The organism is Variovorax gossypii (assembly GCF_003965815.1).
GTDB lineage: Bacteria > Pseudomonadota > Gammaproteobacteria > Burkholderiales > Burkholderiaceae_C > Variovorax > Variovorax gossypii.
Map to the genome: position 1 here is coordinate 117,307 of NZ_RXOE01000010.1, position 18,430 is coordinate 135,736.

The window sequence follows — 18,430 nt, forward strand, 5'->3', positions numbered from 1 at the left end:
CGGAAGGAAGCTCAGTCGAGAGAAGAAGCGACGCCAAGAAGCCCGAGCGCGCGCGCATAGCTCGCGCCCGGATGCATCACGTCGAAGTGCACGGTGCGCATGCCCACGCGTTCGGCGCCGACGATGTTGCGCAGCTGGTCGTCGACGAACACGCATGCATCGGCGCTCAGGCCGAGCTGCTCGATGCATTGCCGGTAGGCGCGCGCGTCTGGCTTAAGGATGCCGGTGTGCGTGGCGTCCACCACCACGTCGAAGGCGGCCATGAAGGGCAGGCGCTTGCGGAAGTCGGCGCCGTAGAACAGGTCGAGCTCGTTGGAGAGGATCGCGAGCCTGCAGCCCGCGCGGCGCGCAGCGTCGATGGCCGCGATCGCTTCGGGCCGGATCGCCGCCTCGGGGTCGGCGCCGCGCGCGCGCTGCACGAAGGTTTCCATGCGGTCCCAGCGCTCGCCAACGAGCGAGCCGACTTCGCGGGTTCGCGCCATCCAGTAGTCGCGCTCGGAGATCTTGTCGGCCTGCATGTCGCGCCACAGCGGATCGCTCGCGATGTCGAAGGGGCCGCGCCAGGTCAGCGTGCCGCGCGGCAGCGACAGCGCCTCCTCGGTGAGCGCGTGCGTCTCGAACAGCGTGCGGCTGATGACGCCACCGAAGTCCAGCACAAGTGCCTGCGTGCCTCGGCTCATGCGGGCCTCCCGGCGGGCACGGTGCCGTCGGCCACCCATGCGTCGAACACGCGTAGCGCGGCGTCGCAGAAGGCGTCGTCGTTGATGTGCGCGTCCAGCTCGATCAGCCGCGTGGCACTGCCGATGCTGCCGCGCAGGCCGTCGGTGAAGGCCGCGAGGCCCTCGGGGTCGTGCAGCGGCTCGCCGGGGCGGTCCCAGCCTTCGATGCCCAGCAGCGGCATCAGCACGCAGGTGGCGCCTTCGGCACGGGCCAGCCGGCGCGCGATCTCGGCCGCGACGCCACGGCGGAAATCGGGCGCGCTCAGCGCGGAGGCCAGCAGCCGGTTGTGCATGTGCGCCGGCCGGCCTTCAAGTCCCGCGGGCATGGGCTGCCACGCGGGGTAGTCGAGCATGTCGATCGCGCCTGGCGCGACGATCTGCGGCGTGCCCGCGCGGCCCGCGCCCAGCAGCCGGTCGGGGCCCGCGTTGACGCAGGAGCCGCCGAGCTGGTTGGCCAGCTCCTGCAGGCTGAAGTCCATCACCGCGCAGAAGCGGCCCTCGGCGGCCAACGCCTCGAACGCTCGCCCGCCCATGCCGGTGGTGTGGAACACCGCGACCTCGTAGCCGCGCGACTCCAGCGCGGGCTTGAGCGTCTTCATGTAGGTCAGCGCGCTGGAGCCCAGCGAGGTCATGCCCACCAGCGGCCGCCCGAAGGCCGGCGCGCGCACCTGGCGGCAGGCGCCCAGCACCGCGCCGGCCGCCTGGCTCAGGGCCGAGCGGCACAGGCTGTTGAGGCCGTAGAGCCCGCCGGCCCACAGCACCATGATCAGGTCGGGCGGAATGCGCTCGGGCGGCAGCAGGTGCGAGTAGGCGATCGTCGAGACCAGCACCTTCGGCACGCCCAGCGGCAGCGCCTGCGCCACGTCGAGCGCGAGGTCGGTGCCCATGGTGCCGCCGAGCGCCAGCATGCCGTCGATGCGGCCCTCGGCCTGCCAGCGCGCGGCGAGCTTCGCGGCACCGTGGGCCATCAGCGTCATCGCGGTGTTCTCGTCGCCGCTGGCCGCCACTTCAGCGACGGTCTTGCCTGCCGCCGCGGCCACTTCGACGTGGGTGATCTCCGGCACGAAGGGCGCGCCGTCGAGCACGCCCACGTCCATCACCACCGCGCGGCCGCCGCCGGCCTCGATGCACTCGCGCATGAAGAGCAGCTCGGCGCTCTTGGTGTCGGCGGTGCCGATCAGGAGGATGGTCGGAACGGTCGAAGTCACAGCGTCGCTTCCACCTCGGCGAACGCGCCTTCGAGCGCATCGACCATGAAGTCGACCTCCTCGCGCGTGATGACCAGCGGCGGCGAGAGGATCAGGTTCGGCCCCGAGATGCGCACCATCAGCCCGCGCCGGTAGGCGGCCTGCGCCACCTTCGCCGCGACCGGGTTGCCGCGCGGCAGCGTGGCGCGCGTGGCCTTGTCGGCCACCATCTCGATGCCGAGCATCAGGCCCATGCCTCGCACGTCGCCGACGAAGCTGAAGCGCTCGGCGAAGGGCCGCGCGCGGGCCTGGAAATGCGCGCCCACCCGCGCGGCGTTGCCGGGCACGTCGAGTGCCTCGATCTGGTCGAGCGTGGCCAACGCTGCAGCAGCCGCCACCGGATGCGCGCTGTAGGTGTAGCCGTGCCCCACCGCGGCCTGTCCCGTCGGGTCGTCCATGAACGCCTCGGCCACCTTGGCGCCGATGGCCGTGGCGCCCAGCGGCACGTAGCCCGAGGAGATGCCCTTCGCGAGGCACCAGAGGTCGGCCTTCACGTTCCACAGCCGCGTGCCGAACATCGCGCCGCCGCGGCCGAAGCCGGTGACGACCTCGTCGGCGATCAGCAGCACGCCGTACTTGTCGCAGATCTCGCGCACGCGCGGCCAGTAGTTGGGCGGCGGCACGATCACGCCGCCCGCGCCCTGGATCGGCTCGGCGATGAAGGCGGCGACGGTGTCGGGGCCCTGGAACAGGATCTCGCGCTCCAGCAGCGTGGCGCAGATCTCGCCGAGCTCCTCTAGGTCTTGCGTGTAGGGGTTGCGGTACAGCCATGGCGTGTCGACATGGAAGCAGCCGGGCAGCAGGGGCTCGTAGGCGCGGCGGAAGTTGAGGTTGCCGTTGACGCTCATGCCGCCGAAGTGCACGCCGTGATAGCCCTGGCGCAGCGCGATGAACTTGTGGCGGTCGGCCTGACCCTTGAGCTTCCAGTACTGGCGCGCGAGCTTGAGCGCGCCTTCCACCGCGTCGGAGCCGCCGTTGCTGAAGAACACGGCCGTCACGCCGTCGGGCTCCATGGTCTGCACGATGCGTTTCGACAGCTCGATGGCTCGCGGATGCGTGGTGCCGCGGAACACGTTGTAGAAGGGCAGCTCGTCTAGCTGCGCGACGATGGCGTCGCGCACCGCCTTGTTGCTGTGGCCGAGGTTCGCGGCCCACAGGCCGCCGACGCCGTCGAGCATCCTGTGGCCGTCGACATCCCAGATCCAGCAGCCCTCGCCGCGCGCGATGATGTCCGGCTTCGCCTTCTGCATGGCCTGCGGATGGGCCATGGGGTGCCACAGGTACTGGGCGTTGTCGCGCTTGAGTGCCGCCACTGCGGCGGCATCGGTCGATGTCATGCGTTGTCTCCGGAAATTTTCGTCAGGCGGGCACGCCGACGGTGAGGGTCTTGACTTCGGTGTAGTGCAGCAGGCCTTCGGCACCCATCTCCTGGCCGATGCCGCTTTCCTTCCAGCCGCCGAAAGGCATCTCGGGCTGCGAGACGCCGAAGTGGTTGATGCCGACCATGCCGGCCTCCAGCGCTTCGCCGAGGCGGTGCGCGGTGTGCAGGTCGCGCGTGAAGGCGTAGGCGCCGAGGCCGTAGGGCAAGGCATTGGCACTGTCGATGGCCTCGTCGAGCGTGTCGTAGGGTTGCAGCACCGCGATGGGGCCGAAGGGCTCCTGGCGCATCACGCGGCTGTCGGGCGGTGCGTTGGCGATCACGGTCGGCTCGAAGAAGTAGCCGGGCCGCTGCGCACGCTGGCCGCCGCACAGAAGCTGCGCGCCGCGCTCGACGGCGTCGTCGACGAAGCGCTGCATGTCCTCGATGCGCCGCGCGTGCGCGAGCGGCCCCATCTGCGTGGCAGCGTCGGTGCCCGGGCCCATGCGCAATGCGCGCGCGGCCTGCACGAAGGCTTCGCTCCATTCGCCGAAGCGGCTGCGCGGTATGTAGAAGCGGATCGGCGAGGCGCACACCTGGCCCGCGTTGCGGAACTTGGCGGCGATGGAGCTCTTGAGCGCGAAGGAAAAGTCGGCGTCCTCGCAGACGATCACCGGCGCGTGGCCGCCGAGCTCGCCGGTGAAACGCTTGACGTGGCGCGCCGCCTGTTCGCCCAGCAGCTTGCCCACCGCCACCGAGCCGGTGAACGACACCTTGGCGATCGCCGGATGGTCGATGAGGAACGAAGACACCTCGGCCGGATCGCCGCACACCATGTTGAGCGCCTCGGGCGGCACGCCCGCATCGAGGAAGGCGCGCACCAGCAGCATGCAGGTGCCCGGCGTTTCCTCCGCGGGCTTGATGACTACGCTACAGCCAGCGGCGAGCGCGCTCGCCAGCTTGCGCGCCGGCAGGTTGGCCGGAAAGTTCCACGGCGTGAAGGCCGCCACCGGCCCCACCGGCCGACGCACCACGGCCTGCGAAAGAATGCCCTCGACGCGCGGCGGTACAAGCCGGCCGTAGAGGCGCTTGGCTTCCTCCGCCTGGAAGTCGACGATGTCCGCCGACAGCGTGACCTCGCGCACCGACTCGGCCAGCGGCTTGCCCTGTTCGAGCGTGAGCACCTGCGCGATGGTCTTCGCCTGTTCGCGGATCTTCTGCGCGGCGGCGCGCAGGATGTTGCAGCGCTCGAGCGCGCTCTTCGCGCGCCATTGAATGAAGCCGCGCCGCGCGGCTTCCGCGGCCTCGGCCAGTTCCTCGCGGCCTGCGAGCGGCAGGTGCGCGATCGTTTCTTCGGTGGCGGGGTCGATCACGGCGCGGCGGCCGCCTTGGGTCTGCGTGCGCCACCGGCCGGCGATGTGCAGTGCGAGTTCGGGGTAGTCCATGCCTGCACGATAGGTAGCGACCCGCATGCGGCGTTATCGAAAACTGGCAAACCTCGCGCGGCCCTGTTCGCGATGCGCGAAGGCCTTCCTATACTGTTCCTCGCTCCGATCCATCGACGACAAGAACACACACCACACACTCGCACCGTGCCCCGTTCACGCACTCCATCACAGCCAAGCTCCAGGACCTCCACGCGCGCGCGCAGCAACGCGAGCGTCGATGCATTCGACCTCGAGACCTTCCTGCCCTTCCAGCTTTCGGTGGTCGCCAATCGCGTGAGCCAGACGGTGGGCCAGTCGATCGCAAGCCGCTTCTCGCTGCAGATTCCGGAGTGGCGCATCGTCGTGGTGCTGGGCAAGTACGGCGCGCTGTCGGCGCTGGAGATCGCGCAGAAGACGAGCATGGACAAGGCCCGTGTGAGCCGCGCGCAGCACCGGCTGGTGGACCTGGGCCTGGCCAACATGCATCCCTCGGCCGAGGACCGCCGCAAGGTCATCGTGTCGCTGGAAGAAGAAGGCCTCGCGCTGTATCGCAACATGGTGCCGCTCGCGCACGACACCGCGCAGCGTCTCTTTGCACAGCTCACGCCCGAGGAGCAGCAGGTGCTGCAGACCATCGTGCAGAAGCTGTTCGACAGCACCACCGGCTTCGAGCCCAGCGGCGAGCTCGAATAGCCTGCGCACAGGCACTCGCCCCTTGCGCTTAGGGGTTTGTCCTGTCACTTTGAAATCGTTGTCAACGAAACAATCTGGTCTGGAGATTGCTTGAGGGAGGGCCACGCACGCCCTTGCCTAAAGACTCGCCGGACCGCCATGAACCGCCAGACCGCCTCCGCCCAATACCAACCCGCAGTCGAGCGCTGGACGCTGACCACGCACGACATCGACGCATACGCCAGCAGCCAGAGCGGCTGGCACCTGGAGTGCGACATGCTCTCCGGCGGCAGCTTCGCGGGCTTCCTCGATCATGTGCAGCTGCCAGGCCTCAGGCTGGTGCGCGAGACCACCAACCGCGCATTGCGCCAGCATGGCGAGATGAACCCCGACTGCTGCGGCTTCGCGCTCACATGCCGCCAGGACGGCGAGGCGCGCTTCTCCGGCCAGCGGCTGGACACCGGCTCGGTAATGGTCGGCCGCTGCGACGAACTCGACCTGTGCAGCCCCGCGGGCTTCGAGTTGACGGGCATCGTGGTCGACAACGCGCTGCTGCAGTCGCTCGCCGAACGATTGAACGATCGCGCACCGCCCGCGTGGCTCGAACGCCGCGTGGTGCTGCACTTCGACGAGAAGACGATGCAGTCGCTGCGCGGCACGCTGCGAGGCGCCTTCACCGCGCTCGACGCCATGCCCGCCCTGCTCGACGACCACGTCGCCACGATGCAGCTGCGCGACGACGTGCTGCTGGCCTGGCTCAGTGCGTTGCCCGAGGACGTGGACCTGCGCGAGCTGCGCTCCACCGAGGCGCAGCGCCGCGTGGTGCGCCGTGCCTGCGAGCTGATGATGGCGCGGCCCGACGAGCCGCTGTCGATGCTGGAGGTGTGCAACCGCATCGGCGCGAGCCAGCGCAAGCTCAACTACTGCTTCCAGGAAACGCTGGGCCTGAGCCCCGCGCGCTATCTGCGGGCGCTGCGCCTCAACGGCGTGCGCCGCGCACTCAAGCGGCCCGAATCGCGTTCGGTGCAGGACATCGCGGCGCACTGGGGCTTCTGGCACCTGAGCCAGTTCGCGACCGACTACCGGCGGCAGTTCGGCGAGCTGCCATCGCAGACGCTGCGCAGCGCGGCGGTCATGCACCACTGAGGCACCGGTCCCGCGCGGCGGGCGCGCGAAGTTTGCCGTTTTTCGATACTGGCTTGGCGAGGCGGTCGCTATCGTTGACCGCCATATGTCCGCCTCCACGTCGACCGAGCCGATCACGCTGAGCGCCCGTGCGCTCGCCACCGCCCTGCGGCGCCGCGAGCTCTCGTGCCGCGAACTGATGCAGGCCTGCCTCGCGCAGATCGAGCGTTTCAACCCGACCGTCAACGCACTGGTCTCGCTGCAGCCCACGGCACAGCTGCTGCAGCAGGCCAACGCCTGCGATGCGCGCCTCGCTCGCGGAGAAGCGGTGGGAAGGCTGCACGGCTTTCCGATGGCGCCCAAGGACTTCGTCGCCACCGCCGGCATGCCCACCACCATGGGCAGCCCGGTGTTCGCGAAGCAGGTCACGACACACGACGCGATCATGGTCGAGCGCCTGCGTCGCGCCGGCGCCATCTTCGTCGGCCGCAGCAACACGCCGGAATTCGGCCTCGGCTCGCACACCTACAACACGGTGTTCGGCACCACGCGCAACGCGTGGAGCATGGATCACGCGGCCGGCGGCAGCAGCGGCGGCGCCGCGGTGGCGCTCGCGCTGCACATGCTGCCCGTGGCCGACGGCAGCGACATGATGGGCTCGCTGCGCAACCCCGCCGCATGGAACAACGTCTACGGCCTGCGCCCTTCGCTGGGCCGCGTGCCGACCGGGCCGGGGCCGGAGCTCTTCTTCCAGCAACTGGGCTGCGAAGGGCCGATGGGCCGCACGCCGGAGGACGTGGCATGGCTGCTGTCGGTGCAGGCCGGCCACGACGAGCGCTCGCCGCTGAGCCTCGCGGGCGACGGCGAAGTCTTCGCCCAACCGCTCGACGCCGAGCTGCGCGGCCGGCGCATCGGATGGTTGGGCGACCTCGGCGGCCACCTGCCGATGGGGCCGGGCGTGATGGCGCTGTGCGAATCGGCGCTGCGGCACTTCGACACGCTGGGCTGCAGCGTCGAGGCCGCCGTGCCCGCCTTCGACTTCGACGCGCTGTGGACCGCATGGCTTCGCCTGCGCGGCTTCATCGTCGCGGGCGCACTGCGCGGCCTGCATGCCGACCCCATCACGCGCACGCAGCTCAAGCCCGAAGCCTGCTGGGAAGTGGAACAGGGCGAGCGCCTGAGCGCGGCGATGCTGCACGAAGCCGCCGTCACGCGCACGCAGTGGCATGGCGCGCTGCTGAAGCTCTTCGAGCGCTTCGACTTCCTGGTGCTGCCGGCCGCGCAGGTGTTTCCGCTTTCCGCCGACGAACACTGGCCGCGCGAAGTGGGTGGCCGCGCGATGGACACCTACCACCGCTGGATGGAAGTGACCATCGGTCCCACGCTCGCCGGCCTGCCTGCGATGGCGATCCCGGCCGGCTTCTCGCAGGAGGCCGGCACGCGCAGCCTGCCGATGGGGCTGCAACTCATCGGCAGGCCCGGAGCCGACCTGGAGGTGCTGCGCATGGCGCACGGCTGGCACCAGGCCACGCCCTTCGCGGGTATGCGGCCACCGCTGCTGCAGCACGCGCACTGAGTTCCGGAACCCGACAACAAACAACACGAGGAGACAACCCATGCGCAGACGTTCACTGATCGGCGCCGGCCTTGCCGCCGGCCTCTCCACCCTGACCGGGCTCGCCGCGGCCCAGGGCCCGGCGGGCAAGACCCTGAGCCTGATCGTTCCCTACCCCGCCGGCGGTGGCTCCGACATCAATGCGCGGCTGGCCGCCCCCGAGTTCTCGCGGCTGCTGGGCCAGACCGCCATCGTCGACAACGTGCCCGGCGCCAGCGGATCGCTGGGCGTGATGAAGGCAGCCAACGCGCCCGCCGACGGCTCGGTGCTGCTGCTGGGCTCGCCGATGGAGCTGATGCTCACGCCGCTCACGCTCGCCAGCGCGCGCTACAAGGCGGAGGACTTCCGGCCCATCGGCGTGATGGCCGTCACCTCGATGGTTCTGCTGGCGCGCAAGGACCTCGGCGTGGGCAGCGTCGACGAACTGGTCGCGATGCTGCGCCGCCCCGACGCGAAGGAGCTGAGCTACGGCAGCATCGGCCCCGGCTCGCTCTACCACCTGCTGGGCGAGCGATTCACGCAGCAGACGGGCACGAAGATGCTGCACGTGCCCTACAAGGGCATGGCGCCGGTGGTCAACGACCTGCTGGGCGGGCAGATCGACCTGGTGTTCATGCCGCTGGCCGGCAACGTGCCCGACCTGCTCGACGCCGGCAAGGTCAAGGCGCTGGGCCTCGCGGCCAATGCGCCGCACGAGCGCTTCACGGCCATTCCGCTGATGCGCAACAGCAAGGGGCTGGAGGACTTCGTCTACAGCCTGTGGTCGGGCGTGCAGGTGTCGCAGCGCGTGCCCGAGGAAACGCAGCAGCGGCTGCACGCGGCCTTCAACCAGATGATGCAGAAGCCGGAGATCCGCCGCGGCATCGAACTCGGCGGCAGCAAGGTGCCGCCCGAGCAGCCGCTGGCCGAGCTGCGCCGCGCCTACCAGGCCGACGTGGAGCGCTATCGGGCGATCGCGAAGTCGGTGAACCTGCGGCCCGAGTGAGGCACGCAGGGCACCCCACGCCTTTTGCCAGTTTTCGATAACGCCGCCGGCGCGCGCGGAGAGACGATGCGGCCCAGCCTACCGTCAATCCTCCACACGCCAAGGAGCACCCCACCATGACCGCCGACTCTTTCCGCGAAGCCTCCGGCGCGCTCACGCGCCGCCAACTCGTCATCGGCGGCGGCGCGGCCGCGCTGGCCGGCGTGCCCGTGCTGGCCAATGCGCAGTCGAAGACCATCAAGATCGGCTACCTCACCACGCTGTCGGGCGTGCGCGCCAATTTCGGCGAGGCCGATCCGTGGAGCCTGGAGCGCGTGCGCGCCGCGCTGAAGGACGGGCTCAACATCGGCGGCACCAACTACAAGGTCGAGATCGTGGTTCGCGACACCCAGTCGGACGCCAACCGCGGCGCCACCATGTCGAGCGAGCTGCTGCTGCGCGAGAAGGTCGACCTGCTGCTGGTGCAGGACAGCGACGCCGCGCTGGCCGCCGGCCAACTCTGCGACGTCAACGGCGTGCCGATGGTCTCCACCATGGGTCCGTGGCAGGCCATCACCTTCGGGCGCGGCTCCACGCCGCAGAAGGGCTTTCCGTTCTCGTTCCACTTCTTCTGGGGTGCCGACGACGTGCTGAAGAACTTCTTCGGCATGTGGGAGCCGCTGAAGGTGGAACGCACGCTGGGCACTCTCTACATCGACAACGGCCCGGGTCACGCCTTCGCCGATCCGGCCACTGGCATCCCCAACGGCGCGAAGCAGCGCGGCTACAAGGAGACCAACGGCGGCTTCTTCAAGATCGCGACCGACGACTTCAGCAACCAGGTCTCCAGTTTCAAGGCGGCGCGCGCGAACATCGTCTCGGGCTTCGCCTATGCGAACCACTTCGCCACCTTCTGGAAGCAAGCTCAGCAGGCGGGCTACCGGCCCGAGGTGGTGACGATGGCCGCGGCCTTCCTGTTCCCGAGCGCGGTGGAGTCGCTGGGCGCGGCGGGCAACGGCATGTCGACCGAGATCTGGTGGACACCCAGCTTCCCGTTCAAGTCGTCGCTCACAGGCCAGAGCGCCAAGGCGCTGGCGGCCGACTGGGAAAGCAGCACCGGCAAGCAGTGGACGCAGCCCATCGGCTACGGCCACGCGCTGTTCGAAGTGGGCATCGCGGCGCTGAAGAACGCAAGCAACCCGAAGGACAAGAAGGCGGTGCGCGACGCGCTGGCCAACCTGCAGCTCGACTCGATCGTCGGACGCATCGACTTCAAGGGCAGCCCGATCAAAAGCGTGGCCGTCACGCCGATGGTGGCGGGCCAGTGGCGCAAGACGAAGGCCGGCGCCAAGTTTCCGTACGAGCTGGTCATCACGCACAACAGCACGGCGACGCAGATCCCGGTGGAAGACGAGCTGAAGCTGCTGTCGCAGCTCAAGTCCGCCTGAGCCTCCAACACACCCGCATGACCGGCTGCCTCGTCATCGAAGGCCTGTGCAAGCGCTACGGCGAGATCGTCGTGGCCGACGGGGTCTCGCTCTCGCTCGCGCGCGGCGAGTGCCTGGGCGTGGTCGGGCCCAACGGCGCGGGCAAGAGTTCGCTTTTCAACCTGATCACCGGCGTGGCCGTGCCCAATGCCGGCAGCATCAAGCTCGAAGGCCGTGAACTGGTGGGCTTGCGCGCCGACGTGCGCGCGCGGCTGGGCGTTGCGCGCGCCTTCCAGATCCCGCAGCCCTTCGCGCACCTGAGCGCCTACGAGAACGCACTGGCGGCCGCGAGCTTCGCAGCGCGGCTGCCGCGCGCGCAGGCCGAACGCGAGGCCTGGGCGGTGCTGGAGCGCACCGGGCTGGCCGATCGTGCCGACACGCCTGCCGGCCGCCTGCCGCTGCTGGACCGCAAGCGGCTGGAGCTGGCCAAGGGCCTCGCGGCGCGGCCGCACCTGCTGCTGCTCGACGAGATCGCCGGAGGCCTGACCGAAGCCGAAGTGCAGGTGCTGGTGGCGCTCGTGCTGGAGCTCAAGAAGGACGTGGCGATGATCTGGATCGAGCACATCGCGCAGGCGCTGATGGCGGCGGCCGACCGCATCATGGTGCTGAACTTCGGCCGCAAGCTGCTGGAGGACGCGCCCGCCGCCGCGATGGACAGCCGCGAGGTGCGCGAGATCTACATGGGCGTGGGAGAAGAAGCCACGGAAACCCTGGAGGCCGGTCATGCCACTGCTTGAGGTGCGCGAGCTGTGCAGCCACTACGGCGACCTGCAGGCGCTGTTCGACCTGTCGCTCGACGTGGGCGAAGGCGAGGCCACCGCGCTGATCGGCGCCAACGGGGCGGGCAAGTCGACGCTGATCCGCGCCATCGCGGGACTGGGCCGTCGCAGCCGGGGCGCAATCCGCTTTGACGGGCAGGCCATCGAGGCCGAGCCGGCCGAGCGCATCGCGCACCGCGGCATCGCGCTGGTGCCCGAGGGGCGCATGCTGTTTCCCTCGCTCACCGTGGAGGAAAACCTGCGCATGGGTGCGCTGAGCCAGCGGCCCGGCCACTGGTCGCTGACGACGGTGTATGCGCTGTTCCCGATCCTGCGCGAGTTCCGCCACCGGCCGGCCACGCAACTGTCGGGCGGCCAGCAGCAGATGGTGAGCATCGGCCGCGCGCTCATGGCCAATCCGCGCCTCATGCTGTGCGACGAGATCTCGCTGGGCCTGGCGCCGGTGGTGATCGAGCAGATCTACCGCGCGTTCGTCGACATCCGCGCGCAGGGCACGGCATTGCTGATCGTGGAGCAGGACGTGACCCGCGCCTGCCGCATCGCGCAGCGCGTGTACTGCCTGCTCAAGGGGCGCGTGACGCTGGCGGGGCGCGCGAGCGACTTCAGCGCGCAGCAAATAGCCAACGCGTACTTCGGAAGCACATGAAGTTCTCCCCCAGGCTCCCCTCGCTTCGCGAGGTCCGCCAACCCCCTCGCCGGGGGCGCACCCGGTGGCCCGGCAAAGCCGGCTCCACGGGCGCCCGAGAACGGGCCGGCCATGCGGCCTTTGGATCTTTTGCATCGTCGGCGAGGCGAAGTGTTGTGGCCGTGGATCACTAAGAAGGGAAATTCATGGCCTGGATCGAAACCATCATCAACGGCGTGCTGCTCGGCGGCCTCTATGCGCTCTTCGGCCTCGGGCTGGCGCTGGTCTTCGGCGTGATGCGCATGGTCAACCTCGCGCACGGCGAGTTCGTGGTGCTGGCCGCCTACTTCGCTGTGTTCCTGGCGGCGCAGTTTCCGGGCGTGTCGCCGCTGCTCTTCATCGTGCCGGTGGGGCTGGCGGCCTTCGGCACCGGCTACCTGCTGCAGCGGCTGCTGCTGAACCGCGCCGTCGCCACCGACGATCCGCTCACGCCGGTGCTGGTGACCTTCGGCATCGCGGTGGTGCTGCGCAACCTGATGGCAGAGCTCTTCGGCGCCGATCCGCGCGCGCTCGACGGCGGCGCGCTGGCCACGGCCGGCTTCGAGATCGGCGGGCTGCGCATCGGCTGGTATCCGGTGCTGGTGCTTGTGCTCGCGGTGCTGGCCTTCGGCGCGCTGCAGTGGCTGCTCCAGCGCTCGCGCTTCGGCCTGATCGTGCGCGCCACCTCCGACCACCGCGAGATCGTGCGCACGATGGGCGTGCGGCCGGCCCACGTGTACGGCGTGGTGATGGGGCTGTCGCTGGCCTTCGCGTCGGTGGCGGGGCTGCTGCTCGCGCTGCGCACCTCGTTCACGCCGTTCTCGGGCGTGGAGCGGCTGCTGGGTGCCTTCGAGGTGGTCATCATCGGCGGCATGGGTTCATTCCGGGGCGCGCTTGCCGGCGGCATCACGCTGGGCGTGGCACAGCTCGCCGGCCAGCGGCTCGATTCCAATGCGGGCGCGCTGTATGCGCACCTGTTGTTCTTCGTGGTGCTGATGGTGCGTCCCAACGGCATCGCAGGCCCGCGCTCCTGATCGGCGAACTCCATGCGTGACCGCTCTTCTCCCGTTCCCTGGATCTGCTTCGCCATCGCCGCGGCGGCCATCGCCTTCGCGCCCGCGGTGGCCGACGGCGGCACGCTGCGCCTTCTGAGCGAAGTGCTCGTCACGCTGGCGATGGCCCAGATGTGGAACCTGCTGGCCGGCTACACGGGGCTGGTGTCGATGGGTCACCAGGCCTTCGTGGGCATCGGGGCCTACCTGCTGTTCATCGCGTCCGACCGGCTCGGCATCTCGCCCTACTGGATGGTGCCGGTGGCCGGCGCGGGTGCGGCGCTACTGGCGGCCGTGGTGGCGCCGCTGATGTTCCGGCTGCGCGATGCCTACTTCTCGATCGGCATGTGGGTGCTGGCCGAGATCGTGCGGCTGCTGGTGGCGAAGTTTCCGCTCTTCGGCGGCGAATCGGGCGTGCCACTGCAGGCGGTGCGGCTGGTGGAGGCCGAGAGCTTCCAGCAGAACGCGTTCTGGATCTCGGGTGCCATCGGTCTGGCGGCCGTGGCCGGGGTCTACCTGCTGATGCGCTCGCCCTTCGGCCTCGGGCTGATGGCGGTGCGCGACAACGAGCTGGCGGCCACCAGCATCGGCGTGAACGTGTGGCGCAACCGCTTCATCGCCTTCGTGCTCTCGGGGCTGGGCTTCGGGCTGGCGGGCGCGGCGCACTTCATGGGCACGATGTTCGTCTCGCCCGACTCGGCCTTCGACATCAACTGGGTGGTGACCGCGATGTTCATCGTCATCATCGGCGGCATCGGGACCATCGAGGGGCCGCTGATCGGCGCGGTCATCTACTTCGGGCTGCGCGAACTGTTCAACACCTGGTTCGCGATGTCGGGCGGCTGGTACCTGATCGCCATGGGCTGCATCGCGGTGACGGTGATGCTGCTGGCGCCGCGCGGCCTGTGGGGCCTGGCGCGCGAACGCTGGGGCTGGCGCGGGCTGAGCGTGCAGCGCCATCCGCCGTCGCGCGAGCACACTGCGCATTCTTCTGCTTCCGATTTTTCTTCTTCCCTCCCTTCCGAATCCACGCGAGGACGCACCGCATGAAGACCGCCACCACCGCCTTCTTTCACGACGAACGCACCTTCTGGCACGTGCCGGGCGGCCTGCATGCGCTGTTCCTGCCCGTGGGCGGCTGGGTGCAGCCCATGGCCGGCAGCGGCATGGCGGAGTCGCCCGACTCCAAGCGCCGCATCAAGTCGCTGATGGACGTGTCCGGCCTGAGCGCTCGGCTCGACCTGCTGGGCGCACCGATGGCCACCGAGGAAGACCTGCGGCGCGTGCACCCCGCGAGCTACCTGGAGAAGTTCAAGGCCGCCAGCGACGCCGGCGGCGGCGACCTGGGCGAGGTCGCGCCCTTCGGGCCGGGCAGCTATGAGATCGCGAAGCTGTCCACCGGGCTGGCCATCGCCGCGATGGACAGCGTGCTGCAGGGCCGCCACCGCAACGCCTTCGCGCTGACGCGCCCGCCAGGCCACCATTGCCTGCGCGAGCACAGCATGGGCTTCTGCCTGTTCAACAACATCGCGGTGGCCATCGAGACCATGAAGGCACGCCACAAGCTCGGCCGCGTGGCTGTGATCGACTGGGACGTGCACCACGGCAACGGCACGCAGGCGATCTTCTACGACCGCCCCGACGTGCTGACTCTGTCGCTGCACCAGGAGAACTGCTTTCCGCCCGGCTACAGCGGCGCGGAAGACCGTGGCGAGGGCGAAGGACTGGGCTTCAACGTCAACATTCCGCTGCAGCCCGGCGGCGGCCACAACGCCTACATGTATGCCTTCGAGCGCATGGTGACGCCGGTGATCGACCGCTTCAGGCCCGAGTTGATCGTGGTGGCGAGCGGGCTGGACGCCAACGGCGTGGACCCGCTGGCGCGGATGCAGCTGCATCCGGAGTCGTTCCGCCAGATGATGCGGCAGGTCAATGCGCTGGCCGCCAAGCATTGCGACGGGCGGGTGGTGGTAGTGCACGAGGGCGGCTACTCGGAAGCCTGCGTGCCGTTCTGCGGGCTGGCGGTGGTGGAGGAGCTCTCGGGGCACCGCACGGAGGTGCAAGACCCGTTCAGTGAGTTCTTCGGGCTGCAGCAGCCTTCGGCGCGCTTCGATGCGTTCCAGCGGGGGCTGATCGACGAGATGGCGACGCTGCACGGTATCTGAACGCAGCGGCGGCGCGATCGGCACGCGAATCGCGGTCTAATCGCAGTCATGTGCCAATTGCTAGGGATGAACTGCAACACGCCGACCGACGTGACCTTCAGCTTCACGGGGTTCGCGCAACGCGGCGGCCGCACCGACCACCACGCCGACGGCTGGGGCATCGCGTTCTTCGAGGATCGCGGGCTGCGGCACTTCGTCGATCACCAGCCGGCGAGCGAATCGCCGGTGGCGGACCTGATCCGGCGCTACCCGATCCAGAGCCGCAACGTCATCGCGCACATCCGCAAGGCGACGCAGGGCGAGGTCAACCTGCAGAACTGCCACCCGTTCGTGCGCGAGCTGTGGGGGCGCTACTGGGTGTTCGCCCACAACGGCGACCTGAAGGAATTCCGTCCGCGCCTGCACGGCAACTTCCACCCGGTGGGCAACACCGACAGCGAGCACGCCTTCTGCTGGATCATGCAGGAGCTGGCCAAGTCGCACGCGGGCGTGCCGAGCATCGAGGAGCTGACGCTCACGCTGCGCGAACTGGCGCCGCAGCTCGCGGGCCACGGCACCTTCAACTTCATGCTGTCCAACGGGCAGGCGCTGTGGGCGCACGCCTCGACCAACCTCTGGTACGTGGAGCGCCGCCATCCCTTCGTGACGGCGCAGCTGTCGGACGAAGACCTCGAGATCGACTTCGCGCAGCACACCACGCCCAACGACCGCGTCGCCGTGGTCGTGACCGCGCCCCTGACGACCAACGAGACGTGGACCCAGTTCGCTCCGGGCGAGCTGCAGGTGTTCGTGGACGGGCAGCGCGTCGGGCGCTGAAGGCGCCTGGAGCCGAGTCAGTCTTTTGACTGACACTTTTTAGCAACATTGCAAGAAAGTATCGACGGTCGGGCTCATACGAGTAAACAATAACGGTTCTCATTTGCATATCTGAACCGTCCATGCCCGCTCATTTCTTCCATCTCCGGCCTTCCGTGGTCGCAACGCTGCTCGCGCTCAATGCCGCGGCGGCCCTGGCCCAAACCACCACGGCGGAGCCGGCCGCTGCTGCGGTGTCGAGCGGCACGCTGTCGACGGTGACCGTCGAGGCCAGCGCCGACGCATCGGCCGAGGGCCTGACCAAGCCTTATGCCGGCGGCCAGGTGGCGCGCGGCGGGCGGGTCGGCATCCTGGGCAACCAGGACATGATGAGCACGCCTTTCTCGAGCAACAACTACACGAACGAGCTGATCCAGGACCAGCAGGCCAAGAGCGTGGCCGACGTGCTGCTGAACGACCCGTCGGTGCGCCAGGCCCGCGGCTTCGGCAACTTCCAGGAGCTCTACGTGGTGCGCGGCTTCCCCGTGTACTCCGACGACGTGTCGTACAACGGCCTCTACGGCATGCTGCCGCGCCAGTACATCGCCTCGGAATTCTTCGAGCGCGTGGAAGTGTTCCGCGGCGCCAACACCTTCCTGAACGGTGCCGCCCCCGGCGGCAGCGGCATCGGCGGCGCGATCAACCTGCTGCCGAAGCGTGCTCCCAACGAGCCGCTCACCCGCGTCGGCTTCGGCGTGCAGACCGGCGGCCAGGGCTTCGTCAACCTCGACCTCGCGCGCCGCTTCGGCCCCGACGACAGCCTGGGCGTGCGCGTGAACGCGGTGCGCCGCGAAGGCGGCACGGGCGTGAAGAACGAGAGCCAGCAGCTCAGCGCCTTCGGCATCGGCCTCGACTGGCACAACCGCAACGTGCGCCTGTCGGCCGACTTCGGCTACCAGGACTACGACCTGAAGGACGGCCGCCCGAGCCTGACGCCCTCTTCCACGCTGCCGATTCCGCGCGCGCCCGACGCCCGCACCAACTTCGCACAGCCCTGGACCTACTCGAAGGAAAAGGACAAGTTCGCCACCTTCCGCGGCGAAGTCGACATCACCGACAACATCACGGCCTGGGCCGCCGGCGGCGTGCGCCGCAGCGACGAGGACAACGTGCTGTCGAACCCGACGCTCACCGACGCCTTCGGCAACACCAGCAACACGCGCTTCAGCAACACCCGCAAGGATCGCATCGGCACCGCCGAGATCGGCGTGCGCGGCAACTTCGCCACCGGCCCGGTGAAGCACACCGTGGTGGTCTCGGCGGCCAAGTACAGCAACGACCGCGACAACGCCTACGCCATCTCGGCGCAGAGCGTGCGCAACAACATCTACACGCCGTACGCCTCGCCCTACCCGGTCGCCAACGGCGCCTTCGTGGGCAACACGCTGGACAACCCGCGCCTGACCGACAAGATCGACACCTCGAGCGTGGCCATTGCCGACACCATGTCGTTCATGGACGACCGCCTGCTGGTCACGCTCGGCGCGCGCCGCCAGACCATCGAGCAGACCAGCTTCGCCTACAACACGCTCAAACAGACGAGCACCTACGACAAGAGCAAGACCACGCCGGTCGCAGGAGTCGTGTTCAAGATCACTCCGACCGTCTCGGCCTACGCCAACTACATCGAAGGCCTGGTCAAGGGCAACGTCGCGGGCACCACCGTGAACAACCGTCCGGTGACCAATGCCGGCGAAATCTTCGCGCCCTATCAGGCCAAGCAGAAGGAAATCGGCGTCAAGTACGACGGCGGCACGCTCGGCGCCAGCGCTGCGTTCTTCACCACCGACCAGCCCACCTACTACTACTCGGGCCAGACCTACGGCCTCTACGGCAAGCAGCGCAACCAGGGCCTGGAGTTCTCGGTGTTCGGCCAGCCCGCCAAGGGCCTGCGCCTGCTCGGCGGCCTGACGCTGCTCGACGCCAAGCAGAAGAACACGCAAGGCGGCGCCACCGACGGCCTGACCGCCATCGGCGTGGCCAAGCAGCAGGCCAATCTCGGCGCCGAATGGGACGTGCCCGGCGTGCGCAACCTGTCGCTGAATGCCCGCGTGCTCTACACCTCGAAGCAGTACGCCAACGCCACCAACACGCAGTCGGTGCCGTCGTGGACGCGCGTCGACGTGGGCGCGCGCTACCTGGTCGATCTCGGCAACGGCCGCCTGCTCACGCTGCGCGCACGCATCGACAACCTGTTCAACAAGTCGTACTGGGCTTCGGTGGGCGGCACGCAGGGCAGCAACTACCTGGTGCTGGGTGCGCCGCGCACCTTCGCGGTGAGCGGCACGATCGACTTCTGATC

16 protein-coding genes are annotated in these 18,430 nt (G+C 69.0%); 12 read left to right on the plus strand and 4 right to left on the minus strand.

Annotated features, from left to right (window positions below):
* Positions 1 to 11: 11 nt before the first annotated feature.
* From EJP69_RS26920 to EJP69_RS26935, 4 genes are read right to left on the minus strand one after another with little or no spacing between them, the layout of a single operon-like run.
* On the minus strand, positions 12 to 680 hold the full coding sequence (locus tag EJP69_RS26920; RefSeq protein ID WP_126473361.1) for an HAD-IA family hydrolase: 669 nt from the start codon (positions 678 to 680) through the stop codon (positions 12 to 14).
* Positions 677 to 1,927 carry a Tm-1-like ATP-binding domain-containing protein gene (locus EJP69_RS26925; RefSeq protein ID WP_126473363.1) on the minus strand — a complete coding sequence of 417 codons (1,251 nt, stop codon included), beginning with the start codon at positions 1,925 to 1,927 and terminating at the stop codon, positions 677 to 679. Before EJP69_RS26925 ends, EJP69_RS26920 begins: the two co-directional genes overlap by 4 nt.
* Positions 1,924 to 3,303 carry an aminotransferase class III-fold pyridoxal phosphate-dependent enzyme gene (locus EJP69_RS26930; protein WP_126473365.1) on the minus strand — a complete coding sequence of 460 codons (1,380 nt, stop codon included), beginning with the start codon at positions 3,301 to 3,303 and terminating at the stop codon, positions 1,924 to 1,926. The genes EJP69_RS26925 and EJP69_RS26930 overlap by 4 nt, the downstream gene beginning before the upstream one ends.
* Positions 3,304 to 3,325: 22 nt before the next feature.
* A complete protein-coding gene (locus EJP69_RS26935) occupies positions 3,326 to 4,768 on the minus strand; it encodes an NAD-dependent succinate-semialdehyde dehydrogenase (protein ID WP_126473367.1) in 1,443 nt (480 codons plus the stop codon).
* Positions 4,769 to 4,915: 147 nt separating this feature from the next.
* Here EJP69_RS26935 and EJP69_RS26940 point away from each other — a divergent pair, with 147 nt between their 5' ends.
* The 12 genes from EJP69_RS26940 to EJP69_RS26995 all read left to right on the plus strand — a co-directional run bounded on the left by EJP69_RS26940 (position 4,916) and on the right by EJP69_RS26995 (position 18,428).
* Positions 4,916 to 5,443, plus strand: a complete 528-nt coding sequence (locus tag EJP69_RS26940) for a MarR family winged helix-turn-helix transcriptional regulator (RefSeq protein WP_170217238.1) — start codon at positions 4,916 to 4,918, stop codon at positions 5,441 to 5,443.
* A gap of 138 nt (positions 5,444 to 5,581) precedes the next feature.
* Positions 5,582 to 6,568, plus strand: coding sequence for a helix-turn-helix domain-containing protein (locus tag EJP69_RS26945; RefSeq protein ID WP_126473371.1), 987 nt, complete (start codon positions 5,582 to 5,584; stop codon positions 6,566 to 6,568).
* A gap of 85 nt (positions 6,569 to 6,653) precedes the next feature.
* A complete protein-coding gene (locus EJP69_RS26950) occupies positions 6,654 to 8,123 on the plus strand; it encodes an amidase (RefSeq protein WP_126473373.1) in 1,470 nt (489 codons plus the stop codon).
* A gap of 40 nt (positions 8,124 to 8,163) precedes the next feature.
* A complete protein-coding gene (locus tag EJP69_RS26955) occupies positions 8,164 to 9,147 on the plus strand; it encodes a Bug family tripartite tricarboxylate transporter substrate binding protein (protein WP_126473375.1) in 984 nt (327 codons plus the stop codon).
* Positions 9,148 to 9,263: 116 nt separating this feature from the next.
* Positions 9,264 to 10,574: an ABC transporter substrate-binding protein gene (locus EJP69_RS26960; RefSeq protein WP_126473377.1), complete on the plus strand. Its 1,311-nt coding sequence runs from the start codon at positions 9,264 to 9,266 to the stop codon at positions 10,572 to 10,574.
* A gap of 17 nt (positions 10,575 to 10,591) precedes the next feature.
* Complete coding sequence (locus EJP69_RS26965; protein ID WP_126473379.1) at positions 10,592 to 11,350, plus strand: ABC transporter ATP-binding protein; 759 nt, start codon at positions 10,592 to 10,594, stop codon at positions 11,348 to 11,350.
* Entirely contained in the window at positions 11,337 to 12,038 is a 702-nt protein-coding gene (locus EJP69_RS26970) for an ABC transporter ATP-binding protein (protein ID WP_126473381.1), read from the plus strand. Before EJP69_RS26965 ends, EJP69_RS26970 begins: the two co-directional genes overlap by 14 nt.
* Positions 12,039 to 12,223: 185 nt before the next feature.
* Positions 12,224 to 13,090, plus strand: coding sequence for a branched-chain amino acid ABC transporter permease (locus tag EJP69_RS26975; RefSeq protein WP_126473383.1), 867 nt, complete (start codon positions 12,224 to 12,226; stop codon positions 13,088 to 13,090).
* Between the two features lie 12 nt (positions 13,091 to 13,102).
* Positions 13,103 to 14,158 carry a branched-chain amino acid ABC transporter permease gene (locus tag EJP69_RS26980; protein WP_126473385.1) on the plus strand — a complete coding sequence of 352 codons (1,056 nt, stop codon included), beginning with the start codon at positions 13,103 to 13,105 and terminating at the stop codon, positions 14,156 to 14,158.
* Entirely contained in the window at positions 14,155 to 15,273 is a 1,119-nt protein-coding gene (locus EJP69_RS26985; protein ID WP_126473387.1) for a class II histone deacetylase, read from the plus strand. The genes EJP69_RS26980 and EJP69_RS26985 overlap by 4 nt, the downstream gene beginning before the upstream one ends.
* Positions 15,274 to 15,321: 48 nt before the next feature.
* Positions 15,322 to 16,089, plus strand: a complete 768-nt coding sequence (locus EJP69_RS26990; protein WP_093203832.1) for a class II glutamine amidotransferase — start codon at positions 15,322 to 15,324, stop codon at positions 16,087 to 16,089.
* Between the two features lie 122 nt (positions 16,090 to 16,211).
* Positions 16,212 to 18,428 (plus strand): TonB-dependent receptor, encoded by a 2,217-nt coding sequence (locus EJP69_RS26995; protein ID WP_126473389.1) that lies wholly within the window; start codon positions 16,212 to 16,214, stop codon positions 18,426 to 18,428.
* Positions 18,429 to 18,430 lie beyond the last annotated feature (2 nt).